General features: G+C 64.2%; 25 protein-coding genes. 13 read left to right on the top strand and 12 right to left on the bottom strand.

From position 1 onward, the window contains the following. Positions 1 to 6: 6 nt before the first annotated feature. A complete protein-coding gene (locus JWV26_RS09205) occupies positions 7 to 327 on the top strand; it encodes a DUF2388 domain-containing protein (RefSeq protein WP_074919188.1) in 321 nt (106 codons plus the stop codon). Next, complete coding sequence (locus JWV26_RS09210; RefSeq protein ID WP_206418873.1) at positions 324 to 2279, top strand: DUF7844 domain-containing protein; 1956 nt, start codon at positions 324 to 326, stop codon at positions 2277 to 2279. Before JWV26_RS09205 ends, JWV26_RS09210 begins: the two co-directional genes overlap by 4 nt. A gap of 181 nt (positions 2280 to 2460) precedes the next feature. On the opposite strand, the gene JWV26_RS09215 is transcribed toward JWV26_RS09210, so the two are convergent. Further along, entirely contained in the window at positions 2461 to 2880 is a 420-nt protein-coding gene (locus tag JWV26_RS09215; RefSeq protein ID WP_074919190.1) for a GFA family protein, read from the bottom strand. Between the two features lie 68 nt (positions 2881 to 2948). On the opposite strand from JWV26_RS09215, the gene JWV26_RS09220 reads away from it, so the two are divergent. Continuing rightward, positions 2949 to 3854, top strand: coding sequence for an AEC family transporter (locus JWV26_RS09220; RefSeq protein ID WP_074919191.1), 906 nt, complete (start codon positions 2949 to 2951; stop codon positions 3852 to 3854). A gap of 16 nt (positions 3855 to 3870) precedes the next feature. Here JWV26_RS09220 and JWV26_RS09225 read toward each other — a convergent pair whose 3' ends face one another. Next, on the bottom strand, positions 3871 to 4611 hold the full coding sequence (locus JWV26_RS09225; RefSeq protein ID WP_206418874.1) for a substrate-binding periplasmic protein: 741 nt from the start codon (positions 4609 to 4611) through the stop codon (positions 3871 to 3873). A gap of 187 nt (positions 4612 to 4798) precedes the next feature. On the opposite strand from JWV26_RS09225, the gene JWV26_RS09230 reads away from it, so the two are divergent. Beyond that, a complete protein-coding gene (locus JWV26_RS09230; RefSeq protein ID WP_072425284.1) occupies positions 4799 to 5929 on the top strand; it encodes a PilT/PilU family type 4a pilus ATPase in 1131 nt (376 codons plus the stop codon). An 88-nt stretch (positions 5930 to 6017) separates the two neighbouring features. After that, positions 6018 to 7658, top strand: coding sequence for a Na/Pi cotransporter family protein (locus JWV26_RS09235; RefSeq protein ID WP_074919195.1), 1641 nt, complete (start codon positions 6018 to 6020; stop codon positions 7656 to 7658). Between the two features lies 1 nt (position 7659). On the opposite strand, the gene JWV26_RS09240 is transcribed toward JWV26_RS09235, so the two are convergent. From JWV26_RS09240 to JWV26_RS09260, 5 genes are all read right to left on the bottom strand, one after another. Beyond that, positions 7660 to 9168 (bottom strand): NCS2 family permease, encoded by a 1509-nt coding sequence (locus JWV26_RS09240; RefSeq protein ID WP_206418875.1) that lies wholly within the window; start codon positions 9166 to 9168, stop codon positions 7660 to 7662. 114 nt (positions 9169 to 9282) lie between these two features. Continuing rightward, complete coding sequence (locus JWV26_RS09245; RefSeq protein WP_206418876.1) at positions 9283 to 11841, bottom strand: TRAP transporter permease; 2559 nt, start codon at positions 11839 to 11841, stop codon at positions 9283 to 9285. Positions 11842 to 12013: 172 nt separating this feature from the next. Further along, positions 12014 to 12985, bottom strand: a complete 972-nt coding sequence (locus JWV26_RS09250; protein ID WP_206418877.1) for a TAXI family TRAP transporter solute-binding subunit — start codon at positions 12983 to 12985, stop codon at positions 12014 to 12016. A gap of 81 nt (positions 12986 to 13066) precedes the next feature. After that, a complete protein-coding gene (locus tag JWV26_RS09255) occupies positions 13067 to 13426 on the bottom strand; it encodes a RidA family protein (RefSeq protein WP_072425280.1) in 360 nt (119 codons plus the stop codon). Positions 13427 to 13461: 35 nt separating this feature from the next. Further along, positions 13462 to 14703, bottom strand: a complete 1242-nt coding sequence (locus tag JWV26_RS09260; RefSeq protein WP_074919201.1) for a D-amino acid dehydrogenase — start codon at positions 14701 to 14703, stop codon at positions 13462 to 13464. 126 nt (positions 14704 to 14829) lie between these two features. Between JWV26_RS09260 and JWV26_RS09265 the strand changes: the two genes are divergently transcribed. Then, entirely contained in the window at positions 14830 to 15735 is a 906-nt protein-coding gene (locus JWV26_RS09265) for a LysR family transcriptional regulator (protein WP_074919203.1), read from the top strand. A gap of 66 nt (positions 15736 to 15801) precedes the next feature. Here the strand turns inward: JWV26_RS09265 and JWV26_RS09270 are convergent, their stop codons facing one another. After that, positions 15802 to 16773: a TAXI family TRAP transporter solute-binding subunit gene (locus JWV26_RS09270; protein ID WP_017676131.1), complete on the bottom strand. Its 972-nt coding sequence runs from the start codon at positions 16771 to 16773 to the stop codon at positions 15802 to 15804. A gap of 170 nt (positions 16774 to 16943) precedes the next feature. Here JWV26_RS09270 and JWV26_RS09275 point away from each other — a divergent pair, with 170 nt between their 5' ends. The 3 genes from JWV26_RS09275 (at position 16944) to JWV26_RS09285 (ending at position 19955) form a co-directional block, all read left to right on the top strand. Beyond that, positions 16944 to 17972: an AraC family transcriptional regulator gene (locus tag JWV26_RS09275; RefSeq protein WP_074919205.1), complete on the top strand. Its 1029-nt coding sequence runs from the start codon at positions 16944 to 16946 to the stop codon at positions 17970 to 17972. A gap of 196 nt (positions 17973 to 18168) precedes the next feature. Then, entirely contained in the window at positions 18169 to 19170 is a 1002-nt protein-coding gene (locus JWV26_RS09280; RefSeq protein ID WP_074919207.1) for an LLM class flavin-dependent oxidoreductase, read from the top strand. Between the two features lie 359 nt (positions 19171 to 19529). Further along, entirely contained in the window at positions 19530 to 19955 is a 426-nt protein-coding gene (locus JWV26_RS09285; protein WP_072425275.1) for an OsmC family protein, read from the top strand. 58 nt (positions 19956 to 20013) lie between these two features. Here the strand turns inward: JWV26_RS09285 and JWV26_RS09290 are convergent, their stop codons facing one another. Continuing rightward, complete coding sequence (locus tag JWV26_RS09290; RefSeq protein WP_045733452.1) at positions 20014 to 20436, bottom strand: PA0061/PA0062 family lipoprotein; 423 nt, start codon at positions 20434 to 20436, stop codon at positions 20014 to 20016. 124 nt (positions 20437 to 20560) lie between these two features. Here JWV26_RS09290 and JWV26_RS09295 point away from each other — a divergent pair, with 124 nt between their 5' ends. Both JWV26_RS09295 and JWV26_RS09300 read left to right on the top strand, forming a co-directional pair. Then, on the top strand, positions 20561 to 21622 hold the full coding sequence (locus JWV26_RS09295; RefSeq protein WP_206418878.1) for an aminopeptidase: 1062 nt from the start codon (positions 20561 to 20563) through the stop codon (positions 21620 to 21622). Between the two features lie 63 nt (positions 21623 to 21685). Continuing rightward, positions 21686 to 21916, top strand: a complete 231-nt coding sequence (locus JWV26_RS09300; protein ID WP_093053646.1) for a DUF1161 domain-containing protein — start codon at positions 21686 to 21688, stop codon at positions 21914 to 21916. A gap of 71 nt (positions 21917 to 21987) precedes the next feature. Here JWV26_RS09300 and JWV26_RS09305 read toward each other — a convergent pair whose 3' ends face one another. From JWV26_RS09305 to JWV26_RS09315, 3 genes are all read right to left on the bottom strand, one after another. Then, positions 21988 to 22635 carry an HAD family hydrolase gene (locus tag JWV26_RS09305; RefSeq protein WP_079785198.1) on the bottom strand — a complete coding sequence of 216 codons (648 nt, stop codon included), beginning with the start codon at positions 22633 to 22635 and terminating at the stop codon, positions 21988 to 21990. Positions 22636 to 22708: 73 nt separating this feature from the next. Continuing rightward, positions 22709 to 23209 (bottom strand): GNAT family N-acetyltransferase, encoded by a 501-nt coding sequence (locus JWV26_RS09310; RefSeq protein ID WP_175488681.1) that lies wholly within the window; start codon positions 23207 to 23209, stop codon positions 22709 to 22711. Further along, complete coding sequence (locus tag JWV26_RS09315) at positions 23206 to 23748, bottom strand: gamma carbonic anhydrase family protein (protein ID WP_093053649.1); 543 nt, start codon at positions 23746 to 23748, stop codon at positions 23206 to 23208. The genes JWV26_RS09310 and JWV26_RS09315 overlap by 4 nt, the downstream gene beginning before the upstream one ends. Before the next feature lie 129 nt (positions 23749 to 23877). On the opposite strand from JWV26_RS09315, the gene prlC reads away from it, so the two are divergent. Together prlC and JWV26_RS09325 are read left to right on the top strand one after the other, a co-directional pair. Then, positions 23878 to 25926 carry an oligopeptidase A gene (prlC, locus tag JWV26_RS09320; RefSeq protein WP_206418879.1) on the top strand — a complete coding sequence of 683 codons (2049 nt, stop codon included), beginning with the start codon at positions 23878 to 23880 and terminating at the stop codon, positions 25924 to 25926. Beyond that, entirely contained in the window at positions 25923 to 26210 is a 288-nt protein-coding gene (locus JWV26_RS09325; protein WP_206418880.1) for a YheV family putative zinc ribbon protein, read from the top strand. The genes prlC and JWV26_RS09325 overlap by 4 nt, the downstream gene beginning before the upstream one ends. Positions 26211 to 26225: the final 15 nt, after the last annotated feature.

The raw sequence follows: 26225 nt of genomic DNA on the forward strand, positions 1-26225 counted from the left end.
CTTATCATGCGTCGTTCATTCGTCATCGCCGTCGCCGCCTGCGCCCTGTTCAGCGGTATCGCTCAGGCGCAAACCGTGGTCGCCACCAGCAACATCGTGGTGCGCGCCCTGGATCGCAGCATCAACTTCACGTCCGACACCACCACCTCGCTGCGTGATATGAAAGCCGTGGTGCAGGCCCGTGACGATGCCGCCAGCTTCGTCGCCAGTGCCGGTGAGATTCGCGGTGCGCAACTGGAAGCTGCGCTGCAGGCCATCCGCCAGCAGTTGCCGCAAGCGCAGGCTGCCAGCGATCTGCAACTGGCCGAAGCCATTCTCGCTCTGTGACCCACCTCGCCGCCTGGTGCTGCGGTGCGCTGCTGGCACTGGCCGCAGGCTTCGCCCATGCGCAGCTGCGTCTGACGCTGGACGACAGCGCTCTAGGCGCAACCGAACGCCAGGCGAGCCAGGCCCTGTTGGACGAGGCGATGGCCGCATTGCCCCCGCGCTTCGTCCAGCAACTGGACCGAGAAGTGAGGGTCAGCTGGCGTACCGGACTGCCCTCGGAGATCTACGGCCAGGTCGGTCGCTTCAGCGGCATCGAGCTTAACGCCGAGCTACTGCCGAAGCTGGTCGATGGCTCGGCGGCAGAAAATCGCACCGGTCGCCCGCACGGCACCCAGCGCCAGGAACTGCTGGCCACCCTGCTGCATGAACTGACCCACCTCTACGACCGCGCCCGCCTCTGGTCTGCGGCCGAGCGCCGCCACATCAGCCAATGCCGACAGCGCGTCAGCTCCATGGGCCCGGTTGGGCTGCCGGAGGATTGTCGTGGCCAGACCGAGCGCCGCTTCACCCTCAGCGACGACCCGCGCCTGCTCGATCTGGCTGGCTGGCCGCAACGTGTCGGCCAGCGAGGCGCGCGCGATCTGGACAACGGCCAGGTCGCACGCAGCCCGGACAGCTACGAGCTGACCAATGCGCTGGAGTTCGTCGCGGTCAACCTCGAATACTTTCTGCTCGACCCCAGCTATGCCTGCCGCCGCCCTTCGCTGGCGCGCTATTTCCGTGAGCACTTCGACTGGACGCCGCCCAGCGAGAACTGCAGCAACGACTATCCCTACCTCAATGCCGGGCGCGACTTCGCCTTGCAGCCACTGAGGCGGCTTGATCCTGAGCGCGTGTATGAAGTCGACTACCTGCTCGCTGAAGCCAACGATGCCTGGATGAGCCGCTGGGGTCACAGCATGCTGCGCCTGGTGGTCTGCGCACCGGGCCGGCCGCGTGGCCCGGACTGCCGCCTGGATCTCGACCACCACCTGGTGCTGTCCTACCGCGCCTTCGTCGGCGACCTGCAACTGTCGAGCTGGGATGGCCTGACCGGCGTCTACCCCTCGCGCCTGTTCGTGCTGCCGCTGGAGCAGGTGATTGATGAATACACTAAGGTCGAGCTGCGCAGCCTGGCCTCGGTACCGCTGCGCCTGTCGCGCGACGAGGTCGAACAACTGGTGGTCCGCGCTGCCGAACAGCACTGGAGCTATGACGGTGACTACTACTTCGTCTCCAACAACTGTGCGGTGGAAACCCTCAAGCTGCTACGCAGCGGTACCGGAAATCCGCGCCTGCATGCCCTCGACAGCATCCTGCCCAACGGCCTGCTGGAACTGATGGATGCACGCGGGCTGGCCGACACCACAGTGCTCGACGATCCGCGCGAGGCGCTGCGCCTGGGCTATCGCTTCGACTCCTTCCGCGAGCGTTACCAAGCCATGTTCCGCGTCCTGCGCGAACGCCTGCCGATTACTCAAGACAGCGTTGAAACCTGGCTGGAACAACCTGCCGAAACGCGACGCAACTGGTTCGCCAAAGCCGACCTGCGCGCCAGCGCCGCCCTCTTGCTGCTGGAGCAAGCCGCGCTGCGCAGGCAGTTGCTGCTGGCTCAGGACGAACTCAAGCGCCGCTACCTGACCGGCCGCGCCGCCGGTGATCCGAGCCTGAACAAGGCCGGTGCCGCGCTTGAACAGATCCTGGCCAACAGCGGCTTCCTCAGCCGTCCGGCCGAACTGCTCGAAGGCGGTTACGGCTTGCCGCAACAGAAGGAGTGGGAGCGCCTCGAAATCAGCAGCCGCGAGCGTCAGCAGCAACTGCGCCAGCTCAGCGACGAGCTCGATGGCGAAGTGCGCAACCTGCTGCAACCCGAGCGCCTGGCTGAACTGGAGGCCAACGAGGCCAACCTGGTGGCATTGGGCGAACACCTGCGCGCCCTGCACAAGGCCAGTGGCGGGCTGGAGCTGCCCTAGTTTCCAGAGCCGGGGTAGCCCGGATGCAATCCGGGGCGATGGCCACTGTATCGATCAGCTCCGAAGCAGCCTTGCGTAGGAGCCCCGCCTTGAGGCGACGCTTTTCGAGCCTGCCGCGCCACGATTCGCGGCGGGGCGCCGCTCCTACACAGTCGCACCCAGCTTCCCGGTTTGCATCCGGCTACGAATCGAGGCCCATGGGAATGATCTCTTCGTTTTCTTCCGGCAATTGCGGATCGACCGTCAACCAGGGCAGGCGGCTGCCTGCCCAGATATGCCGATCCGCCGGGGCTTGCTCCGGCGCGTCCAGCGTGGCCACGGTTACATCCAGCGTATCCGGGCTGAGCGAAGTGAACAGCGCCAGATGTGCACCGCAGTCCGCACAGAAATAGCGTGTACAGCTGGCTGATGAGGCGAAAGCCTTCGGCGTACCGCGCAGCCAGTGAAATGCCTGGCGCGGCACCGTGACCCAGGTGGTGAGGATGCCGCCACTGCTGCGCCGACAGATCGAGCAATGGCAGTGCGCGATGTCCGTCAGCGGCGCATCGATCCGATAGCGCAGTGCTCCACACTGGCAGCCGCCCTGATGTTCGACCTTCATCCTGCCTCCGCCTTGCATTGCCCCGCGCCGCTGACCAAGATAGGCGCTTACCACCACCGGGGGTTCCCGTGATAGACCTGTTGCTGGCCTTGTGGCCGCTGTTCGCCATGATAGTCGCCGGCTACTGGCTGCGCCTGCGCGAGTTCCCCAGCGAGGCTTTCTGGCCAGGTGCCGAGCGCCTTAATTACTTCATTCTGTTCCCTGCCCTGCTGTTCTCCAGCCTGGCCCGAGCGCCGCTGAACAATCCGGCGTTGCCGCGCCTGGCGCTGGCCGTGCTGCTCGGCCTGGGCATCGCCTGGCTGGCGCTGCTGCTGGTACGGCGCCTGCGCGGCTGGCCCGCTGGACGTTTTGGCGCCTTCACTCAGGGCATCCTGCGCTTCAACACCTACCTGGGCCTGGCCGCGGTCGGCAGCCTGTTCGGTCAGGAAGGCCTGACCCTCGCCGCGCTGATGCTGGCCCTGATGGTGCCGACGGTGAACGTGCTGTCGGTGTGGTCGCTGACCGCCGAACGTGGCGTCAGCGCGCGCAGCCTGCTGCTGCCGATCATCAAGAATCCGCTGATCCTCGCCTGCGTCGGCGGCGCGTTGTTCAACCTCACGGGCATCGGCTTGCCGGGCGGCACGGATCGCCTGCTCAGCCTGCTCGCCGCCGCCAGCCTGCCGCTGGGCCTGCTCTGCGTTGGCGCGGCGCTCAAGCCGGAACAGCTGGGCGGGGAAATTCCCGCATTGGGCTGGAACAGTGCGCTGCGTCTGCTGGCGATGCCGCTGCTGGCCTGGGGCGTGGCCTGGGTGCTGGCCCTGCCGGCCATGGAGAGCGCGGTGCTGGTGCTGTTCTTCGCCCTGCCCACGGCGCCCACCGCCTATGTACTGACCCGCCAGCTCGGCGGCGACAGCCAGCTGATGGCCGGCATCATCACCCTGCAGACGCTGCTGGCGGCCGGCAGCCTGGTGGCGATCATGATGTTGCTGGCCTGATTGGCCAGCACGGACGCTACTCCACGTAGCTCTCGATCAGCCGCTGATATTCGCCGCGTGCCTTGAGCGCCTCGAGCCCACGATTGAAACGCTCGATCAACTCGGTAGCACGCGGGTGCTGCCGCGAGACGATGAAGTGCAGCGTACTGCTCTGAAACGGCACTCGTGACCGGTGAAACTGCGCCAGATCAGCGCCAGCGCTCTGCAAAGCACTGTCCCCCAGGTTACGGTCGGCAATGAACAGGTCGTCACGCTCGAGCAGCAGCAGCCGTGCGCATTCCTGCAGACCCAGTGGAGAATGACGGCGCAGTACGCCCTGCTCGACCATTTGCTGGATCGCCACCGGCGGCTGCCAGCCCAACGGATAGCAGAGCCGCCGGCCGATCATGGCAGGCAGATCATCGAGTTCGATGTGATCACCGGCCCGGCTGAAGATGTATTGTTCCGCCACATAAATGGGCGCCGAGTAGAGAAACTCCGCCTCGCGCTCGGCAGAACGGACGTAGGGAAAGGTGGCGTCGTACTCAACGCGCTTGGCTTTCAGGTAACCGCGGTTCCAGGGTAGCCAGTCGAGCGTGATTGCCGAACCCTGTTCAGCCAGCGCCGCCCGCACCACCTGGGTGAGCATGCCCTGACCAGGCAATGCCTTGCCGGTGAATGGCGCATAGTCATCGCCCGTAGCCAGGTGCAGCACCTCGGCTCGCACCGAGACGCACAACAGCAGACTCAGCAGAGCCGCCCCCCATAATCCCACCATCGATCTCCAGTCACTGGCGCGCAATCGCCTTGCTGCCCTGATCATTGACTCTTGCTCTCACAAGCACGGCTGTCCAGTGCAACCAGGCTATAGGGCGACAATTCATGCTGTTCTCTTGATACGAAGCAACGGGCTGGGCAGGACGCCGTCTATTCTTGTCGCAACACGAACGAGATGCGGCAAGCCGATGAATGACACCAACGCAAACGATCAGCCTGACGTTTTCCCCTATCTGCAGCTGATCCACCAGCACGGCGGCTCGGACCTGTTCTTCAGCGTCGGCGCACCGCCGCACATGAAAGTGGAAGGACACAGCCAGCCGGTGGGCCAGCGCGTCATGAAGGCCGGCGAGGTGCAACAGCTGGCCTATCAACTGATGACGCAGAAGCAGGTTGCCGAGTTCGAGCGCGATCTGGAGATGAATCTGGCGGTCAGCCTGCAGGGCGCCGGACGTTATCGGGTCAACCTCTACTACCAGCGCGGCGAAGTGGCCATGGTGGTGCGCCTGATCAAGAGCCAGATTCCCAGCTTCGAGGCGCTCGGCCTGCCAAAAATGCTGGAAAAGCTGGCCATGCAGGATCGCGGGCTGATCCTGGTCACCGGCGCAGCCGGTTCGGGCAAGTCCACCACCCTGGCGGCGATGCTGGATTTCCGCAATCGCCACAAGAGCGGGCATATCGTCTGCATCGAAGACCCCATTGAATTTCTCCACAGCCACCAGCGCTCGATCATCGACCAGCGTGAAGTCGGCCTCGATACCCACAGTTTCGATGACGCCCTGCGCAACGTGCTGCGCGAGGCACCGGACGTGATCATGCTCGGTGAGATCCGCGACGCCGCGACCATGCAGCACGCGCTGCATTACGCCGAAACCGGCCATCTGTGCGTGGCCACGCTGCATGCCACCAGCAGCAGCCACGCCATCGAGCGTATCGCCCGCTTCTTTCCCGACGACGCCCGCAAGCAGGTGCTGGCCGACGTGGCGCACAACCTGCTCGCGGTGATCGGCCAGCGCCTGGTACCGGGCATCGCGCAAAAACGCGTGGTGGCGGTGGAGCTGATGCTGGGCACGCCCTATATCCGCGACCTGATCCAGCGCGACGAACTGGACGAGCTGCGCGAGGCCATCGCACGAGCCGCCGAGCAGGGTCTGCAAACCTTCGACCAGCACCTGTTCGCCCTGCTCGAAGCCGGCCGTATCAGTCTGACCGAAGCGCTCAAGTTCGCCGACTCGCGGACCGATCTCAGCCTCAAGTTCAAACTCGAGCGCGGTTTCTCCGCCGACGACGCCGAACTCAAGGTGCTGCGCGACGGTTGACTGGCTTTATCAGCGATTTCGGCCGATGCTCATCTATACAGGCCGAAACCATAATTCCTCATCGGCCGTCTTTCAGGGGGGCCGATTCATGCTGACCCTGCTGCATTTGCTGTCAGCCATTGCCCTGTTGGTCTGGGGCACACACATCGTACGTACCGGCATCCTGCGCGTGTTCGGCTCGCAGTTGCGCAAGGTGCTCAGCCACAACATCGGCCGCCGACCGCTGGCGTTTGTCGCCGGCATCGGCGTCACGGCGCTGGTGCAGAGCAGCAACGCCACGGCCTTGCTGGTCACCTCCTTCGTTGCCCAGGGCTTGATGGCGTTGGCGCCGGGCCTGGCGATCATGCTCGGCGCCGACGTCGGCACGGCGCTGATGGCACGCGTGCTGACGCTCAACCTCAGTTGGCTCAGCCCGCTGCTCATCTTTCTCGGGGTGATCTTCTTTCTCTCGCGGCGGCAGACCCGAGCAGGACAACTCGGCCGCGTGGCCATCGGCCTCGGGCTGATGCTGCTGGCGTTGGAGTTGATCGTTGCCGCCGCCACGCCAATCACCGAGGCGCGTGGCATTCGCGTGCTGTTCGCGTCATTGACTGGCGATCTGCTGCTCGACGCGCTGGTCGGTGCGTTGTTCGCCCTGCTCACCTATTCCAGCCTGGCCGCCGTGCTGCTCACCGCAACCCTGGCCGGTGCCGGGCTGATCAGCCTGCCGGTGGCCATCGGCCTGGTGATCGGTGCCAACATCGGCAGCGGTCTGCTGGCCTTTCTCACCAGCAGCCTGCAGAACCCTGCCGGGCGGCGTGTGGCGCTGGGCAGCCTGATCTACAAGCTGATCGGACTGTTGCTGGTGCTGCCGGTGCTGCAGCCATTGGCCGACTGGCTGGACAGCCTGAATTGGCGCCCGGCGGAGCTGGTGATCTTTTTCCACCTGCTCTACAACAGCCTGCGCGCCGTGCTGATGTTGCCCAGCGTCGGGCTGATGGCGCGCTTCTGCAACTGGTTGCTACCGGACCGTGCCGATGACAGCGGCATCGCCCTCCCACGCCACCTCGACCCGACGGCGCTGACCACACCGAGTCTGGCGTTGGCCAACGCCGTGCGCGAAACCCTGCGCGTGGGCGACAAGATCGAGGCCATGCTCGGCCACCTGCTGCCAGTGCTGGAGCAGAACCAGCCGGCGTTGAACAAGGCGCTGCGCAGCCTCAATGACGATGTCGCCAGCCTGTGCCGGGCAGTCAAGCTGTACCTGGCACAGGTTCCACGCGAAGCGATGAGTGAGCATGAAAGTAGGCGCTGGGCGGAAACGCTCGAGCTGGTGGTGAACCTGGAGCAGGCTGGCGAGTTGATCGAGCGCATGCTCGGCAAGATCCAGAACGAGAAGACTGCGCAGCGCCGAGCCTTCTCCGAGAAGGGGCTGGAGGAGCTGACCAGCCTGCATGGGCAATTGACAGCCAACCTGCGCCTGGGCCTTAACGTGTTCCTCAGCGCCGATCACGCCAGCGCCAGCCAGCTGCTGCGCGAGAAGCGCCGCTTCCGGGCGCAGGAGCGGCGCCTGGCGCACGCGCATATCGGCCGGCTGCAGCGCCAGGTGCCACAGAGCATCGAGACCAGCTCCCTGCATCTGGAACTGATCGCCGACATGAAGCGCCTCAACTCGCTGTTCTGCTCCAGCGCCTATGTGGTGCTGGAGGGCCAGGAGACCGGCGCGCTCAGGCTCGAGGGCGGCGAGTGATTCAGTCGGCGCCGCTCACTCGCTCGGGCGCGGCCGGCTCCACACCGCGCCAGGCATACCAGGCGAAGAACAGCGCCATCAGTAGATAGCCGTGGACGAAGTCCGGCGCGGCGTACCAGGCCAGTTTCGGTGCGTGCATCAGACCAACGAAGGCCATGCCGGCCGCCACCAAGGCGAAGACAGTGGCCTGGCGGAACTGACGATCGATCACCGCCACGCACATGGCACCGAGCAGGATGGCGCTGAACATGGCACCCTGCCCCAGCGCGCCGATGGCACTGGAAATGCCCTCGACCACCTCCGGCGCGCCCCGATTGAAACGGGTCATCAGGTAGTTGGCGAAATACGGCAGCATCGCCAACGCCACTGCCGGGTAGTAACGGGCGTGGTTGCTGTTGAACGCGGTGGCGATCATCGACATGCCGACGAACACCAGGATCGGCGCCACCACCGCCACCGGAATCAACGCGGCGATAAAGGCGATCAGGCCGAACATGGTCGCAAGAATGTACACCGCACCGTTGAGCAGGCTGTAACCGCGCCCGGCACCCATCCACTTCGAGCCCACGGTGGCGATGTACACGGTGGTCGGGAACACACCGCCGAACAGCGCGCCGAGCGAGGTGCCAAGACCGTCCACGGCCTGGCACTCGCGCACGCTGTAGCTGTCACCGGCGGCGCTCATGGCCTCGACGTTGTTCATGGTCTCGATGGCGTTGTACAGGGTGATCGGCAGGATCACCGTCATCAGCGCCAGCATGCTGGTGAACAGCAGGCCCAGGCCCTCGTACCAGGCCAGATTGGGCAACAGCGGGTAGAAACCCAGGTGGGTGAAGGCATCACTGAACTTGCCGCTATCGGCGGCGCCGATCAGGTAGGCCAGCGCCGTGCCCACGACGATGGCGAACAGCGAAGCCGGCAGGCGAAACGGCATGCTTACCCGCGCCACCAGGCCGACGATGGTGATGGCCAGCACCAGCAGACCGATCACCGGGATTTCCAGGGTCTTGAACAGCATCTCGCCAGCAATGAAGGTCAGTGCCACACCGGCCACCGCGCCGAGCATGGCGGCGCGCGACAGGCGGCGCTGCACCCAGCCACCGATCAGGCTGATGGCGGCCTCGATCAGACCACTGATGAAACACGCGGCCACCGCCACCTTCCACGCCAGCTCGGCGTCGCCGGTAAGGTTCTTTGCCGGCAGCAGCACGCCGAACAGGAAGACGAACATCACCGGCGTGCTGATGCCGTAGGACAGCGCGGTGACATCGGCGCGGTTCTCCTTGCGCGCCAGGCGCGCGGCGCTCCAGGCGTAGTAGAAGTTGCCGGCCATCACCGCCACCGCCGCCCCCGGCAGCACTTGGCCGAACACGATTTCGGCAGGGAAACCCATGCCCAGCATGCTGATGGCGATGATCACGAAATTGGCGATGTTGTTCTGGAACAGGGCGAAGAAGGCGTCGGTATCTTCCTTCTTGTACCAGGGGTAATGCACGCGCGGCTTCGACATGCTGGCTGCGTCCTTGTTGTCTGAGTGGTCAGGCCGGCGAGTCTAGCAATCCGCCGCGAGGGCATAAACGAACAAGGCAGCCGAAGCTGCCTTGTTGTCAGTTGCCAGGCCAGGTTATGCGGTCTGCGCGACCTGACGGCGGCGCTGCAGCAGCACGATCAAGCCGAACAGCAGGAAGCCCGGAATCCACATCAACTCCTTCATCCAGCGGTCGGTCGGTGCCCGCACGCTGAGAATCTGCTGGTCGAACTCGAGACCGGCATCGGCGGCCATGCTGCCGAAGGTGACGCTATCCACCAGCACCTTGTCACCCTCCTCATAGAGGTTCAGGCCGAGCTTCTGCAGACGCTCCTCACCCGAGGCACCATCGGGTACCGGCAGCAGCAGGGTGAACTCGCGCGGATCGCCCACGGCATTTTCCCCGAGTACCTGCAGGCGCAGCGAGCTGCCGTCTTCCACGCCATCGAGCGCCTGCGCCAGCTCGGCCGGCGGCACCTCCTGGTAGGGATCGTGCAGCATGTCCATCCAGAAGCCGGGGCGGAACAGGGTGAAGGCCACCAGCAACAGCAATGCGCTCTCGTACAGGCGACTGCGCACCAGGAAGAAGCCCTGAGTACCGGCGGCGAAGATCAGCATGGCAATGGTCGCCACGATGAAAATGATCACCCCATGCCAGAAATCGACGTCGATCAGCAGCAGGTCGGTGTTGAAGATGAACAGGAACGGCAACGCGGCGGTGCGCAGGCTGTAGAAGAATGCCACCAGGCCGGTCTTGATCGGGTCACCCTTGGACACCGCCGCCGCCGCGAACGAAGCCAGCCCCACCGGCGGCGTCACGTCGGCCATGATGCCGAAGTAGAAGACGAACAGGTGCACCGCGATCAGCGGCACGATCAGACCATTCTGCTGCCCCAGCGCCACCACCACCGGCGCCAGCAGACTGGACACCACGATGTAGTTGGCCGTGGTCGGCAGGCCCATGCCGAGGATCAGGCTGAACACCGCCACCAGCACCAGCATCAGCAGCAGGTTGCCCATCGACAGCAACTCGACCAGGTCGGCCAGCACCAGGCCAACGCCGGTCTGCGACACCGCACCGACAATGATGCCGGCTGCCGCCGTGGCGATACCGATACCGATCATGTTGCGTGCACCGGCGATCAGGCCTTCACGCAGATCGACCACGCCATCGATGAAGGTGCCGTGCTCGTGGCTGCCGTCGCGGCGCATCCAGCTCAGCAGCGGACGCTGGGTGAGCAGGATGATGATCAGCATCACGCTGCCCCAGAAAGCCGACAGGCCGGGAGACAGGCGCTCGATCATCAGGCACCAGACCAGTACCACCACCGGCAGCAGGAAGTGCAGGCCGGACAGCAGAACGGCGCGGGTCTGTGGCAGTTCTTCCAGCGGTGCGTTGGGGTCTTCCGGCGGCAGTACTGGCACGCTGGCGGCGACTTTCAGCAGCGCCAGATAAACCACCGCGAGCAGAACGCCAATCACTGGCAGGGCGTATTCGCCCAGGGCCGGCTTGAGCCAGCCGAGACCGTAATAAACCGCCAGCGAAAGACCGCTGATCAGCGCCGCACCGAAGGCGAAGCCGGTCAGGCGGCGCAGCCAGGGCTTGGGCTGATGGCCACCGATGGGCTGCAGGCCAAGCTTGAGCGATTCGAGATGAACGATATACAGCAGCGCGATGTAGGAAATCGCGGCAGGCAGGAAAGCGTGCTTGATGATCTCGACATAGGGCATGCCGATGTACTCGACCATCAGGAAGGCTGCTGCGCCCATCACCGGCGGCATGATCTGGCCATTGACCGAGGAGGCCACTTCCACCGCGCCGGCCTTCTCCGAGGAAAACCCGGTGCGCTTCATCATCGGGATGGTGAAGGTGCCGGTGGTGACCACGTTGGCGATCGACGAACCGGAGATCATCCCGGTCAGACCGGAAGCCAGCACCGCCGCCTTGGCCGGGCCGCCGCGGAAGTGGCCGAGCAGGCTGAATGCCAACTGGATGAAGTAATGCCCGGCACCGGCGCGCTCGAGCAGAGCGCCGAACAAGACGAAGAGGAAGACGAAGCTGGTGGACACGCCCAGGGCGATACCGAACACCCCTTCGGTGGTGATCCACTGGTGGTTGGCCAGCGCGTTGAAGCTGACCCCACGGTGCGCCAATATCCCCGGCATATAGGGGCCGGCCAGGCTGTAGATGAGAAACACCAGGGCGATGATTGCCAGGGGTGGGCCGAGCGCGCGGCGCGTGGCTTCCAGCAGCAGGGGAATACCGATGCAGGCGGTAACCAGGTCGCCCGTGGTCAGGCTGCCGGGGCGCATCGCCAACTGCTGATAGAAAATGAACAGATAAGCAGCACTGGCCGCGGCAACCAGGCCTAGCGCGATATCCATCAGCGGTACGCGATCACGCGGCGAGCGCTTGAACGCCGGGTAGGCGAGAAACGCCAGCAGCAAGGCGAACGCCAGGTGGATGGCGCGGGTCTGGGTATCGTTGAGTACGCCGACGCCGAAGATAAACGGCAGTGGCGAGGCGATCCACAACTGGAACAGCGACCAGAGCAAGGCAAGGCCAGTGATCACCTGGGCCATCGGGCCAACGGGCGTGCGCGCGCCGACATCCTGGGCGATCAGTTCCTCGGTGGATAGTTTCTTTTCGGCCATAGGGTAGTACACCTACGTTGTCATTCTGATAAAAACGGCGAGCCCCTCGTTGACGGAGGGGCTCGGTTTTTGACCCTTTGAAAGGGTCTCTGAGCACGCAGTTTACCTATACCAGCTCAACTGCGCCCGCTATCGAAGAGTTTAGAGCCCAGCCTGAGACTCTCCACCCCGGCTAGAGCCAGCCTTTTTCCTTGTAGAAACGTAGTGCCCCGTCATGCATCGGAGCCGTTAGCCCCGCCTTGATCATGTCCTCAGCCTGCAGGTCGGCAAACGCCGGATGCAGGCGTTTGAAGCGCTCCAGGTTATCGAATACCGACTTGACGAGCTGGTAGACGACCTCGGGATCCGTCTTGGCCGAAGTAGCCAGCACCGCTTTACCGCCGATGGACGGGACGGGCTGCTCCACACCAGGATAGACACCCGCCGGGATGTCCGCCTTGGTGAAGTAGCTGGCCTGCGCCAGGAGCTTGTCGATATCAGGGCCGCTGACCGGGATCAGGCGGGTTTCGACGGTAGCCATGGCCTCCTGGATCGCACCACTTGGATGACCGACCACATAGGTGATGGCATCCAGGTTGTTGTCCCCCAACGCGGCTGCCATCTCGGCAGGCTTGAGTTCAGCGGCCAGGGAGAAGTCGGACTTGCTCCAGCCGTTGGCCTGGATCACTTCATCGAACGTATCGCGACTACCAGAGCCCGGCACGCCGATATTCACGCGCTTGCCCTTGAGGTCGGCGAAGGTCTCGATACCGCTGTCTGCGCGGGCGACTACGGTGAGGATCTCGCTCTGCAGGGAGAAGACCACGCGCAGATCTTTGACAGCGCCATCCCGGTCGAAAGGCGGTTGACCCGAGAGCGCCTTGTTCTGGTGATCGGACTGAATGAACCCGAAGTCATAGTCGCCGCTCTTGATCGAGGCAATGTTGCTGACGCTGCCAGCAGAAGACGGCGCGTTGCACTTGATGCCGTGCTCGGCACCACTGCGATTGAGGAACCGACAGATCGACTGTCCGGCCGTGTAATAAACGCCCGTCTGCCCACCGGTGCCAATGGTCACGTAGCGCTCCTGAGCGACCAGGGGACTGCTCAGCAAGGTGCTGCCCATGACACATGCCAGGAAACCCATGATTCGATGCTGCTGCATATCAACGTCCTCGTGTTGTTGTTTTTTCGAACGGTGGATGGGCTGTCATCACCAGCGCCATCGGTACAACCATTGCGGCCGTCAAGCCGCCTTACGCACTGCAATGACCATGATCTCGACCAGAACATCGGCAGAAGCCAGGCGTGCCTCGACCGTGGCCCGGGCAGGCGCGCAGCCGGCTGGCAGCCAATCACTCCAGACCGCGTTCATGGCGGCAAAATCCTTCTCGATGTCTTTCAGCCAGATCTGCGCGCTGAGCATGTGACTCCGATCAGATCCCGCCTCGATAAGCAGCGCGTCGATCTTTTCCAGCACCTGGGCGGTCTGCCCAGCTACATCCTGGCTGCGGTCGCTCGGCACCTGGCCAGAGAGAAAAACCAGATCGGAGAAGATCGTCGCGCCAGAAAGGCGGTCGTTGGTCTGAATACGCTGCACGGACATGGCAAACTCCTAATGTTGTGAGTGTTCGGGTGTGCTCAGGATGCCAACTGCATACCATCGAGAGCGATCGCTGGTTGTTGCTGGCCTATCAGTTGCGTCAGCACCTCGGCGCTGCCGCACGCCAGGGTGAAGCCCAAGCTGCCATGGCCGACGTTCAGCCAGAGATTGCCGATGCCGCTAGCCCCCAACAGTGGCGTGCCCTCTGGCGTCGCCGGGCGCATTCCCGCCCAGGTCTCGGCAGCCGCGTAATCGCCCGCGCGAGGAAAGCTGGCCTGGGCAAGCTGCCTCAACTCGGCCAGCCGATCAGGATCTGGCGTGGCATCCCAACTGCCGATATCGACCATTGCAGCAACCCGCAAGCGCTCGCCCAATCGGGCGTAGACCACCTTGTGGTCGTAATCGGTGACGTTGGTCTCCGGGCCCGCTGCACGCTCGGCCAGCGGCAAGGTGAGGCTATAGCCCTTGAGCGGGTATATCGGCAGTCGCAACCCCAGCGGGCGGAGCAAGGCCACACTACCGACACCTGCAGCGACCACCACATGATCGACCTCCAGCTCCCCGTCATGCAGCGCCACGGCCCTCACCCTGCCGTGCTCAAGAGGTATTGCAGTGACCCGCCGCCCGGCATGCAGGCGGAACGAAGGGCTGCTGCGCAGCTTGCGCAGCAGCTGTCGGCAAAACTGATGACAATCACCGACCTCGTCGCCGGCCGCGAAGACGCCGCCCTGGAATCGTCCGGCCAACCCCTCGAGAGCGGGCTCCAGCTCAAGGCATTGATCAGCATCGAGCAGGCGTTGATGCGCCGACTCACCGACTGCGCTGCGCGCCTTGTTCCAGCTCGCAGCGTTGCGGTAGATCACCAGCTTGCCATTGGCGCGCCAGGAGAAATCATCCAGCGCCTCATGCTCACGCCAGCCCTGCAACACCGACTGGCTGTACAAGGCCAGGCGCAGCAGATGCGCGCCATTGCGCTGGTTCACCGAGCGACGGCAAGCCAGCAGAAAGCGCAAACACCATTGCCACTGGTGCGGGCTCAGGCTGGGGCGAAAACGCAGCGGGGCATTCCCCTGCAGCATCCACGACAGCGCCTGCAGCGGCACACCGGCATCGGCCAACGGTGAGACATAGCGATAACTGAGCTGACCACCGTTGGCGAAACTGGTCTCCAGCGCCACTTCCTCACGCTGCTCGATCAGATCCACCCGATACCCTTGACGGAGCAGCGCGTAGGCCGTGCTCAGCCCTATCACCCCACCACCGATAACCGCGACCCGCATGATCCATCCCCCGCATCTGAATGAGGTCAGGGTATGGAGGGCCGAAACGAGCGGCCAATGAAAAGATGGCGGCAGCCCATAACCCTAGGTTATGTTCCCTCGACCACGCGGGAACACGGATTGCTCATGCGCCTACGCCACGTCGAACTGTTTCAGGCAGTCCTGCAGACCGGGAGTCTCACGGCAGCGGCAGAGCTGCTGCACATCTCCCAGCCGGCTGCCAGCAAGATTCTTCAGCATGCCGAACAACAGCTGGGGTTTGCCCTGTTCAGCCGTGTACGCGGCAAGCTGCTGCCTACCGCCGAAGCGCGAATACTGCAGCAACAGACCGAACGCCTCGCTGCCGAGCTGCAGGATCTGCGGCGACTGTCCGATAGCCTGCGCCGCGGCGAGGAACGGGCGCTGCGCCTGATCTGCACACCCACCCTGGCGCAGACCCTGCTGCCTGAAGTGGTATGCGGCTGGCGCGCCGAATTTCCGCACACCCGATGCGACCTCGCGACCCAGCACACCGGCGAAATCATCCAGGCCCTGTTGCTGCGCGAGGCCGATCTGGGCCTGACGCTGCAGCGTGTAGAGCACCCTGACCTGCACACTGAAGTGCTGACACAGGGAAGGATGATGGCCATCGCCCCACCGGGTTGGTGGAGTGACCAGGAATGCGCGACGCCCATGCGCCTGCAGAACATGGCGGGGCTGAGCCTGATCGGTCTGGACACACGAGATGCATTGGGCGGTCTGCTGCGCGGGCACATCCAGGAGCTGGACCCGCCTGCCCGTATCGACATTTCGGTCCAGACCTACCAACTGGCCCGCATGCTGGTGGCCGCCGGGCAGGGGCTGGCGCTGGTCGACCCGTTCACGGCCCTGTCAGGCAATCTCGGAGAGGTTCAGGCCCGCCCGCTGGATCCCGTGATTCCCGTGCCCCTTTACCTGTTGCGGCGCTTCGACGAGACCCCCTCGGCCACTCAGCAGGCGCTGCTGAAACGTCTTCAGAGGCTGGCCATCGACCTGCTCGATGAGCAGGACTGAGGCAAATCCGGGACAAAAGAAAACCGCGGCCAGGGCCGCGGTTTCGTCTAGCGCCGGGGTGCTGACTTACAGCCAGCCGCGCTCTTTGTAGTAACGCTCGGCGCCTTCGTGCAGCGGGGCAGTCAGACCGACCTTGATCATGTCCTCTTCCTTCAGGTCAGCGAAGGCCGGGTGCAGACGCTTGAAGCGATCGATATTGTCGAACACCGACTTGACCAGCTGGTAGACCACTTCCGGGTCGGCCTTGGCGCTGGTGGACAGCACGGCCTTACCGCCGATGGACGGGGTCGGCTGGTCGTTGCCCTTGTACAGACCGCCAGGGATGTCGGCCTTGGTGTAGTAGGTCTTCTCGGCCAGCAGCTTGTCGATCTCGGCGCCGGTCACCGGAACCAGAACGGCGTCGGTGGTGGTGGTGGCTTCCTGGATCGCGCCATTGGGATGACCGACGAAGTAGGTCATGGCATCGATGTTGTTGTCGCCCAGAGCGCTGGCCTGTTCGGCCGGCTTCAGCTCGGCAGCCAGAGCGAAGGCAGAGCGATCCCAGCCTTTGACAGCCATGATCTCTTCCAGGGTGTCACGCTGACCGGAACCCGGGTTGCCGACGTTGACGCGCTTGCCCTTGAGGTCATCGAAGCTGGCGATGTTGGCGCTACGACGGGCGAGGACGGTGAACACTTCGCTCTGCAGCGAGAACACCGCACGAATATCGCTCATCGCACCTTCGGCTTCGAACGGCGCAGCGCCGTTGAGGGCCTTGAACTGGTGGTCGGACTGCATGATGCCGAAGTTGAATTCGCCGCTACGAATGCCATTCACGTTGGCCACACCACCGCCGCTGGCGGGCGCGTTGCACTTGATGCCGTGCTCAGCCGAGCCACGGTTGAGGAAGCGGCAGATGGACTGACCGGCCACGTAATAGACGCCGGTCTGGCCGCCGGTGCCGATGGTGACGAATTTCTCTTCGGCCTGTGCCATGCCACTCAGGGCAGTACCCGCGAGCGCGGCGGACAGGACCCATGCCAAGGATTTGCCTTTCATGGGATATCTCCTTTTTCTGTTGTTTTGAGCGAGCGTGCCTTGTGAGCGACGTCCGGGTGGGAAGTCTAACCGCTTGCGACGAATATGCACGTCTTGTTGACCAACCGGTCGTAACTCATTGTGTGGGGCGCAGGCTATCGTCCAACCCCGGCATTGGGCAGAATCGGCCAATGTCGAACATCCTTCACGAATCATCGCAGGCCTCGGTCAGCGCCAGTCTGACCCAGGCTGTACTGCATGCAGCCAGTCGCCTCGGCCTCGACCGTCAGGCGCTGCTCAGCGTCTGTAACCTGACTGACCAGCAACTGACTGACCCCGACGCACGCATTCCCTTCAGCGTCCAGCAAACCCTCTGGCACGAGCTGGACTCACGCCTGCAGCACCCGGAACCCGGCCTGCTGCTCGGGCGCAACCTCACCCCTGGCCCATTCAGCGTGCTCAGCTATCTGCTGCAGAGCAGCGCCACCCTGGGCGATGCGCTGAGCGCCGCGCTACGCTATCAGCGCCTCGGTGGCGAGGGCGGCGAACTGCATATCGAGACGCGCGACGACAGCCTGTTGCTGCTGTACCGCCCATTGCATCCGCAGCATCCGGCAACCCGCATCCGTGTACTGGCGATGATGGCCTGCTGGGTGCAGATGACCAGGCCGCTGCTCGACGACTTCCGCCTGCTCGGCGCGCAATTTCGTCATGCTGCACCAGCCGACCTTACACCCTATCAGGACGTGTTCGCCTGCCCACTGCAGTTCGCCAGCGACGACTACGCGATTGCCCTGCCCCGGACCCTGAGTCAGGCGCCCCTGATCCAGGCCAACCCGCCGTTGCAGCAACTGCTGCGCCAGCATGCCGAAACCCTGCTCGCCCGCCTGCCCAGTGCCAGCCTCAGCGCGCGGGTTATCGGCCTGCTCGGCGAGCAACTGGCGCACGGCGAGCCCGACCGCGCCGAGCTGGCCCGCGCATTGAACCTGAGCGAACGCACCCTGCAGCGCAGGCTGGCCGAAGAGGGCTGCAGCTATCAGCACCTGTTGGCCGACACGCGCCGCCAGCTGGCCGAACAACACCTGCGCGACGGACGCCTGCCAGCGGCGGAAATCGCCCTGCTGCTGGGCTACTCCGAACCCAGCGTATTCTTCCGCGCGTTTCGCCAGTGGACCGGCCTGACCCCTGGCGAATACCGCGCCCAGCACGGCGCAGGCTGAGGCACAGGCTCGCTCGCCAACACGGCGGTCCTAGGCAGCATGCGCCACGCTCATCACCGGGCGTCCCGCGGCGCAAACCAGCCACGACGGCATCAGCGCATCACCCGTATCGATGATGACTATGCCTGTGCCCGGCGTGCGCTACCTGGACCCGAGGGGTTAGAGTGGCCGGCCATGCAACGAGGAGAATTCCCCAATGAGCCGACTGGCCTCCATCAAGCTCTCCACCCTCGACCTGGCGCCAATTCGCGACGATGGCGATGCCGCTCAAGCCCTGCATAATTCGCTGGCGCTGGCCCGACATGTCGAGAGCCTCGGCTTCGAGAGATTCTGGGTGGCCGAGCACCACAACATGGACGGCATCGCCAGCTCCGCCACCTCTGTGCTGATCGGCTATCTGGCCGCCGGCACCTCGAAAATCCGCCTGGGCGCTGGCGGCGTGATGCTGCCCAACCATGCGCCGCTGGTGATCGCCGAACAGTTCGGCACCCTCGCCACGCTCTATCCCGGGCGGATCGAGCTGGGCCTGGGCCGCGCGCCCGGCGCTGATCAGTACACCGCACACGCCCTGCGCCGTAGCCGCGATGGCAGCGCCGACGACTTCCCCAATGACGTCGAAGAACTGCAGGCCTACCTCGGCCCACGCCAGGAAGGGCAACGGGTGATCGCCATGCCCGGGGCGGGCACCAATGTGCCGATCTGGCTGCTCGGCTCCAGCCTGTTCAGCGCCCAGCTGGCCGGCATGAAGGGCCTGCCTTACGCCTTCGCCTCGCACTTCGCACCGCGCTACATGCACGAGGCGATCCGCATCTACCGCAACCACTTCCGCCCCTCGGCGGTGCTGGACAAGCCTTATGTGATGCTTGGCGTACCGCTGCTGGCAGCCGACAGCGACGAGCAGGCGCAATACCTGGCCACCTCCGCGTTCCAGCGCATCCTTGCGCTGATCCGCGGCCAGAGCCTGGTGCAACGCAAGCCGGTGTCAAGCATGGACGGCCTGTGGCTGCCGCACGAGCGTCAGGCCGTGGGTGAGTTCTTCGGCCTGGCCGCCATCGGCGGGCCACAGACCGTGCGTCAGCGCCTGGAACAATTGCTGGAGCAAACCGAAGCAGACGAGCTGATCTTCACCTGCGACATGTACGACTTCGCCGACCGCCTGCACGCCTTCGACATCCTCGCCGAGCTGCAACACGGCTAGCAGGCCGTTGAAAACGTAGGCGACGACTGCATGGATGCAGGAGGTAGAGCGAAGCAGGAAGCCCGAGCCGAGGCAGCCAGTGCAATGCCGATGGCGGCCCCGCAAAAGCAGGCGAAAAACGACCTGGGTCGCGCTCGACTTTACGAGCTGTAAATGAGCATCTGATTCGCTTCGCTCACCCCTTCGGGGCCGCGCTGAAGCGCGTTCAGCCTTCGGCTGTGAGCCTGCTTTTAACGCCGCAATGGCAACGCAGGTAGTTTTTCAACAGCCTGCTAAGTGCGAACTTGTACGCGTTACCGCCCTCTGAATCAGAACAGGCCGCCAGATCGGTGGCCCCGTTCATACGATGGGAGACGCATATGAAGAAGACAGCTTCGGCCCACTGGCAAGGTGGTATCAAGGACGGCAAAGGCACCATCTCTACCGAAAGTGGCGTCCTCAAGGACTCGCCCTACGGTTTCAACACCCGCTTCGAGGACAAGCCCGGGACCAACCCCGAAGAGCTGATCGGCGCCGCTCATGCGGGCTGCTTCTCCATGGCGCTTTCCAAGGAGCTAGGCGACGCTGGCATGACCGCCGAGAGCATCGACACCAAGGCGCAAGTGACCCTGGAAAAGGTGGAGGGCGGCTTCGAGATCAGCACGGTGCATCTGACGCTACGCGCGAAGATCCCGGGCGCCGAACGCGCCGCCTTCGAGAAAGCCGTGGAAGCTGCCAAGACCGGCTGCCCGGTATCCAAGGTACTCAACGCCACGATCACCCTGGAAGGCATACTCGAAGCCTGACCTTGCAACCGCGGCGCGCCCATTGATCAGCGGGTGCGCCGTGCGCATCAGCCCTGGCCTAGATGGCCGTCCCGCAACGCAGCACTTCGCCACGCGCCAGCACATTACGCTGCTCGTCATACAGCCAGGCCTGCGCCTTCATCAGTTGTTGGCGCGCCTCGATTCGATAGCGCTGACCGGCTGCGAAGTCGTCGTAGCGCAGGCGAATCTCGCAGGTCATGCGCAATGGCTCACTCTGCATGCCTATCGACCCACCGCTACGCACCTCGAACTGGAAGCGTGTTTCCAGCTCATGCTGGCCGGGCGTCACCTGAAAGTAGCGGCCATCCGGCCAGCGCTTGCCGTCCAGGCGGTCGGCCATCAGCAGGGTATCGGCGGTGGAATACAACTCGACCCAGGCCTGCTGCGGGTCGGGCTTGGGCAGGGGTGAAGCACAGGCCCCGAGCATCATCAGGGCGGGGGCGAGAAACAGGGCGCGCATGGCGACCTCCACGATAGGGTTCAGACACCAGCCTACATCGGGAGGCGGGCAAAACCGAGGCGAAACGGGCCTATTCACACGCACGGGGCTGGAGACAAGCAACGCGATCAGCTAGCGTGACGGCATGCCTAACGCCTCTCCTAAAGACCTGCTGCGCCGCTGCGCGGTTCCCCTGCTCGCCCTGCTGCTGGGCGGCTGCTCGACCCTCGACTATTACGCCCATCTCGGTCAGGGCCAATGGCAACTGTTGCAGGCACGCCAGCCAGTCGAACGGCTGCTCGACGACTCGGCCACCGACCCCGATCTGGCCAGGCGCCTGAAACTGAGCCAGCAGGCGCGGGACTTCGCCAGCGCCAGCCTGCAGTTGCCAGAGAACCGCAGCTATCGCCTCTACGCCGACCTGGAGCGCCCCTTCGTGGTGTGGAATGTCTTCGCCACGCCAGAGTTCTCCCTCGACCCCGAGCTGCACTGCTTCCCCATCGCCGGTTGCGTCGCCTACCGCGGCTACTACCAGCAGGGCCGTGCCCGTGGTGCTGCGGCACTGCTGCGCCAGCAGGGCCTGGACACCTACATCGGCGGTGTCGAGGCCTACTCCACCCTGGGCTGGTTCGATGACCCGCTGCTCAACACCATGCTGCGCTGGAGCGACGAGCGTTTCATCGCGGTGATCTTCCACGAGCTGGCGCACCAGCAGTACTACCTGCCGGGCGACACGGCCTTCAACGAGTCGTTCGCCACCTTTGTCGAACGCGAGGGGCTGCGTCAGTGGCACGCGGCCCGTGGTGAAACGCCGCCGGCCAGCGACGACCGCCAGCGCCAGCAGTTCATCGAGCTGGTGCTGGCCAGCCGTGAACGCCTACAACAGCTCTACGCCAGCGACCTGCCGGAGTCAGACATGCGCGCCGCCAAACATGCCGAGTTCGAGCGCCTGCGTCGCGACTACCGCGCCTTGCGCCAACGCGAATGGCGTGGCCAGGGGCGTTATGACGCCTGGATCGAAAGCCCGCTGAACAACGCCAAGCTGCTGCCCTTCGGCCTCTACGACCAATGGGTGCCGGCTTTCGCGGCACTGCTCACGCGCGAGGGCAGGGATTGGCGCGCGTTCTACGCCGCCGTGGCCGCGCTCGGCCGGCTGCCGGAAGCAGACCGTCGGGCCGCGTTGGAAGGCCTGATGCAAACCAACTAGAACTGCAGGGCAAATTGCCAGTCCAACCTACTCAGGTTTCGCCCAACACCGGAGGTACAAGCGATGCAACGACTGATTCCCGCCCTGGCCCTTATGCTACTTGCTAGCGGTGCGCTGGCCGCGCCCAAGCCCTGCGAAGAACTCAAGCAGGAAATCGAAGTGAAGATTCAGGCCAATAACGTGCCCAGCTACACCCTGGAAATCGTGCCAAACGACGAAGTTCAGGATCAGAGCATGGTCGTCGGCAGCTGCGACGGTGGCACCAAGAAGATCGTCTATCAGCGTAACGGCTGATCTATCTACAGCTGCTTGTAGGAGCGAGCTCTGCTCGCGAATCTTTCGCAAGCGAGCCCGCTCCTATGCCATCAGCAGCCGAACGCCCGGTGCATCTGCTCCAGCGTCTCGAAATGAAAGTCCGGCGTCTCGCCGAGCAACTCCTCACGACTACCGAAGCCATAACCGACCGCCACCGCCTGCAACCCGTTGCTGCGTGCGCCGATCAGGTCATGCTTGCGGTCGCCGATCATCAGCGCCGAGTCGGGCGCCAGTCGTTCCGAGTCCAGCAGATGCGCCAACAGTTCCACCTTGTTGGTGCGGGTGCCATCCAGCTCGCTGCCGTAGATGCGTTTGAAGTAGCGGTCGAAGCCGAAGTGCCGGGCAATTTCCTCGGCGAACACCGTCGGTTTGCTGGTCGCGATATACAGCGTCCGCCCCTGCGCCACCAACCCTTGCAGTAGTGCATCGACCCCATCGAACAGGCGGTTCTCGTACAGCCCGGTGACCTTGAAGCGCTCGCGGTAATGATTCACCGCCTGCCAGCCGGTGGCCTCGTCCAGCGCGTAGGTCGCCATGAAGCACTGCAACAGGGGCGGGCCGATGAAGTGCTCCAGCGCGGCCAGGTCTGGTTCATCAATACCCAGCTTGGCCAGGGCGTACTGCACCGAACGGGTAATGCCCTCACGCGGGTCGGTCAGGGTGCCGTCGAGGTCGAAGAGGATGGTGGAGTGATGCATGGCGGGGCCTGTTCAGGATCGGAACGGTGGCCAAGGATACAAGATTCCCTCGACCGGATAGGCAGATCCAGACTCACTCATCCAGCGCGCGAAACATCACATGGCAATCCACCAACCCATGCTGGGCGTGGCGGTATGCCTTGGGCAAGGTGCCGACGATGGCGAAACCGTGCTTCTGCCATAGCGCCACGGCCACCGTATTGGTCGCCACCACACTATTGAATTGCATGGCGCTGAAACCCAGCTCGCGCGCCACCTGCAGCGAATGGGCGCAGAGCCGGCTGGCCACACCCTTACCCCGTGCGGCAGGAGCGGTCATATAGCCGCAGTTGCACACATGATCACCGGGACCCGCGGCGTTGGCCTTGATGTAGTAGGTGCCGAGGATCTGCCCACCTTCTTCGGCGACGAAGGTGGCGCGCGGCAGTTCGACCCAGGTTTTCCAGGCCGTTTCACGATCCATATTCGGGTCGAAGGCGTAGGTTTCCTGCGCCTGCACCACGTCACGGATGATCGGCCAGACCTGGTCGAAGTCCGCCGCCTCGATGGGGCGGATGATCAGTTCGCCACTCACTGGTCGTAACCCTCGGCCAGATGCTGATCCTTGAGCTTCACGTAGTTGCCGGCGGTATAGCTGAAGAAGTTGCGTTCCTTGTCGGTCAGCGGGCGCACCTGTTTCACCGGGCTGCCGACGTACAGGTAGCCGCTTTCCAGGCGTTTGCCCGGCGGCACCAGGGAGCCTGCGCCGATGATCACTTCGTCCTCGACCACCGCGCCGTCCATGACGATGCTGCCCATGCCGACCAGAATCCGGTTACCCAGGGTGCAGCCGTGCAGGGTGACCTTGTGCCCGACTGTCACTTCGTCACCGATGATCAGCGGGTAGCCATCAGGGTTGAACGGCCCGGCGTGGGTGATGTGCAGCACGCTGCCGTCCTGCACGCTGGTGCGCGCGCCGATGCGGATGCGGTGCATGTCACCGCGAATCACAGTCATCGGCCAGACCGAGCTGTCCTCGCCCAGTTCGACGTCGCCGATGACCACGGCAGAAGCGTCGACGAATACGCGCACGCCCAGTTGTGGAACGTGCTGCTGGTATTTGCGAATCGCCACGATAGAAGCTCCTGAGCTGCGGGAAAGCTTGATTCTAATTAAGATGGCCCCCATGTCGGTTGCTATCGCGCCAGAATTATTGCCGCTCTGCGCCGCAACCCCACATTCATTCGCCACAGGTGCCTCGTCGTGACCGCGAACAATCCCCTGCTGCAAGACTTCGACCTGCCACCCTATTCGCAGATCAAACCGGAACACGTCGAGCCCGCCGTCGACCAGATCCTGGCAGACAGCCGCGCTGCCATCGCCAAACTGCTCGAACAACAGCAGGCCAATCCGAGCTGGGACGGCCTGGTGCTGGCGCTGGACGAACTGGGCGCGCGCCTGGGCCGCGCCTGGAGCCCGGTGAGCCACCTCAACGCCGTGTGCAACAGCCCCGAGCTGCGCGCCGCCTACGAGGCCTGCCTGCCCAAGCTGTCCGAGTACTGGACCGAAATGGGCCAGAACAAACCGCTATTCCAGGCCTACGAGGCGCTGGCCAAGAGCCCGGCTGCGGCCGATTTCGACGTGGCGCAGAAGACCATTCTCGAACACGCCCTGCGTGATTTCCGCCTGTCCGGCATCGATCTGCCGGCCGAGCAACAGAAGCGCTATGGCGAGATCCAGATGCGCCTGTCCGAGCTGACCAGCAAGTTCTCCAACCAGTTGCTCGACGCCACCCAGGCCTGGACCAAGCAGGTCACCGATGAAACCCTGCTGAGCGGCCTGACCGACTCGGCCAAGGCGCAGATGAAGCAGGCCGCCGAAGCCAAGGGTCTGGACGGCTGGCTGATCACCCTGGAATTCCCCAGCTACTACGCAGTGATGACCTACGCCGACGACCGCGCTCTGCGCGAAGAGGTCTACGCCGCCTACTGCACCCGCGCCTCCGACCAGGGGCCGAACGCCGGGCAGAACGACAACGGCCCGCTGATGAGCGAGATTCTCGACCTGCGCCAGGAGCTGGCGCGCCTGCTCGGTTTCGCCAATTACAGCGAGCTGAGCCTGGCCAGCAAGATGGCCGAGAACACCGGCCAGGTGCTGAGCTTTCTGCGCGATCTGGCCGTACGCAGCAAACCCTTCGCCGAGCAGGATCTGGCCGAACTGAAAGCTTTCGCCGTCGAACAGGGCCTGGATGATCTGCAAAGCTGGGACGTCGGCTACTACAGCGAGCGCCTGCGCCAGCAGCGCTACAGCATCTCCCAGGAAGAAGTACGCGCCTGGTTCCCGGTGGACAAGGTGCTCAGCGGCCTGTTCGCCATCGTGCAGAAGCTCTACGGCATCGAGATTCGCGAGCTGAAGGACTTCGACACCTGGCACCCGGACGTACGCCTGTTCGAGATTCAGGAGAACGGCCAGCACGTCGGGCGCTTCTTCTTCGACCTCTACGCCCGCGCCAACAAGCGCGGCGGCGCCTGGATGGACGGCGCGCGTGACAAGCGCCGCGACGCCAATGGCAAACTGATCGCCCCGGTGGCCAACCTGGTGTGCAACTTCACCCCGCCGGTCGGCGGCAAGCCGGCGCTGCTGACCCACGATGAAGTCACCACCCTGTTCCACGAATTCGGCCACGGCCTGCATCACCTGCTGACCCGCGTCGAGCACGCCGGTGCCTCTGGCATCAACGGCGTGGCCTGGGACGCAGTCGAGCTGCCGAGCCAGTTCATGGAGAACTGGTGCTGGGAGCCGGAAGGCCTGGCGCTGATCTCCGGCCATTTCGAGACCGGCGAGGCGCTGCCACAGGCCATGCTGGACAAGATGCTGGCGGCGAAGAACTTCCAGTCCGGGCTGATGATGGTGCGCCAGCTGGAGTTCTCCCTGTTCGACTTCGAGCTGCACGCCAGCCACGGCGACGGCCGCAGCGTGCTGGACGTGCTCGAAGGCGTGCGCGCCGAGGTCTCGGTGCTGCGTCCGCCGGCCTACAACCGCTTCGCCAACGGCTTCGCGCACATCTTCGCCGGCGGCTATGCGGCCGGTTACTACAGCTACAAGTGGGCCGAAGTGCTCAGCGCCGATGCCTTCTCCAAGTTCGAGGAAGAAGGGGTGTTCAACGCCGATACCGGCCGTGCCTTCCGCGAAGCGATCCTCGCCCGCGGCGGCTCGCAGGAACCCATGGTGCTGTTCGTCGACTTCCGCGGCCGCGAGCCGAGCATCGACGCCCTGCTGCGCCACCTCGGCCTGAGCCAGGAGGCCGCATGAGCGATGCGCCTGTGAACAGCACCCCAAAGCGCTTTATCGCCGGGGCCGTGTGCCCGGCGTGCAGCGAAACCGACAGCATCAAGATGTGGAACGTCGACGGCGTACCACACCGCGAATGCGTCAAGTGCGGCTACGCTGACACCCTCGACGCACGCGGTAATTCGGTGCCCAAGGAGATCCCCACACGGGTCAATGTCAGCGGCCTCAAGCCCAAGGCGGCCGACCCCAAGGTGCAGGCTGTGCAGTTCTTCCCCAATCCGAAGCTGAAGAAGCCGAGCGAGTGATTCGTAGGGAGGGTT

The organism is Ectopseudomonas toyotomiensis (genome assembly GCF_017167985.1).
GTDB classification, from domain to species: Bacteria; Pseudomonadota; Gammaproteobacteria; order Pseudomonadales; family Pseudomonadaceae; genus Aquipseudomonas; species Aquipseudomonas toyotomiensis.

Bases quoted from the DNA above. Each gene is read 5' to 3' on its own strand.
- JWV26_RS09305 (WP_079785198.1), bottom strand. From the start codon at position 22,635: ATGCATCACTCCACCATCCTCTTCGACCTCGACGGCACCCTGACCGAC.
- JWV26_RS09265 (WP_074919203.1), top strand. From the start codon at position 14,830: ATGCGCCTACGCCACGTCGAACTGTTTCAGGCAGTCCTGCAGACCGGG.
- JWV26_RS09205 (WP_074919188.1), top strand. From the start codon at position 7: ATGCGTCGTTCATTCGTCATCGCCGTCGCCGCCTGCGCCCTGTTCAGC.
- JWV26_RS09270 (WP_017676131.1), bottom strand. From the start codon at position 16,773: ATGAAAGGCAAATCCTTGGCATGGGTCCTGTCCGCCGCGCTCGCGGGT.
- JWV26_RS09215 (WP_074919190.1), bottom strand. From the start codon at position 2,880: ATGAAGGTCGAACATCAGGGCGGCTGCCAGTGTGGAGCACTGCGCTAT.
- JWV26_RS09285 (WP_072425275.1), top strand. From the start codon at position 19,530: ATGAAGAAGACAGCTTCGGCCCACTGGCAAGGTGGTATCAAGGACGGC.
- JWV26_RS09250 (WP_206418877.1), bottom strand. From the start codon at position 12,985: ATGCAGCAGCATCGAATCATGGGTTTCCTGGCATGTGTCATGGGCAGC.
- JWV26_RS09290 (WP_045733452.1), bottom strand. From the start codon at position 20,436: ATGCGCGCCCTGTTTCTCGCCCCCGCCCTGATGATGCTCGGGGCCTGT.
- JWV26_RS09280 (WP_074919207.1), top strand. From the start codon at position 18,169: ATGAGCCGACTGGCCTCCATCAAGCTCTCCACCCTCGACCTGGCGCCA.
- JWV26_RS09255 (WP_072425280.1), bottom strand. From the start codon at position 13,426: ATGTCCGTGCAGCGTATTCAGACCAACGACCGCCTTTCTGGCGCGACG.
- JWV26_RS09300 (WP_093053646.1), top strand. From the start codon at position 21,686: ATGCAACGACTGATTCCCGCCCTGGCCCTTATGCTACTTGCTAGCGGT.
- JWV26_RS09325 (WP_206418880.1), top strand. From the start codon at position 25,923: ATGAGCGATGCGCCTGTGAACAGCACCCCAAAGCGCTTTATCGCCGGG.
- JWV26_RS09275 (WP_074919205.1), top strand. From the start codon at position 16,944: ATGTCGAACATCCTTCACGAATCATCGCAGGCCTCGGTCAGCGCCAGT.
- JWV26_RS09260 (WP_074919201.1), bottom strand. From the start codon at position 14,703: ATGCGGGTCGCGGTTATCGGTGGTGGGGTGATAGGGCTGAGCACGGCC.
- JWV26_RS09240 (WP_206418875.1), bottom strand. From the start codon at position 9,168: ATGTCGAAGCCGCGCGTGCATTACCCCTGGTACAAGAAGGAAGATACC.
- JWV26_RS09230 (WP_072425284.1), top strand. From the start codon at position 4,799: ATGAATGACACCAACGCAAACGATCAGCCTGACGTTTTCCCCTATCTG.
- JWV26_RS09225 (WP_206418874.1), bottom strand. From the start codon at position 4,611: ATGGTGGGATTATGGGGGGCGGCTCTGCTGAGTCTGCTGTTGTGCGTC.
- JWV26_RS09235 (WP_074919195.1), top strand. From the start codon at position 6,018: ATGCTGACCCTGCTGCATTTGCTGTCAGCCATTGCCCTGTTGGTCTGG.
- JWV26_RS09295 (WP_206418878.1), top strand. From the start codon at position 20,561: ATGCCTAACGCCTCTCCTAAAGACCTGCTGCGCCGCTGCGCGGTTCCC.
- JWV26_RS09245 (WP_206418876.1), bottom strand. From the start codon at position 11,841: ATGGCCGAAAAGAAACTATCCACCGAGGAACTGATCGCCCAGGATGTC.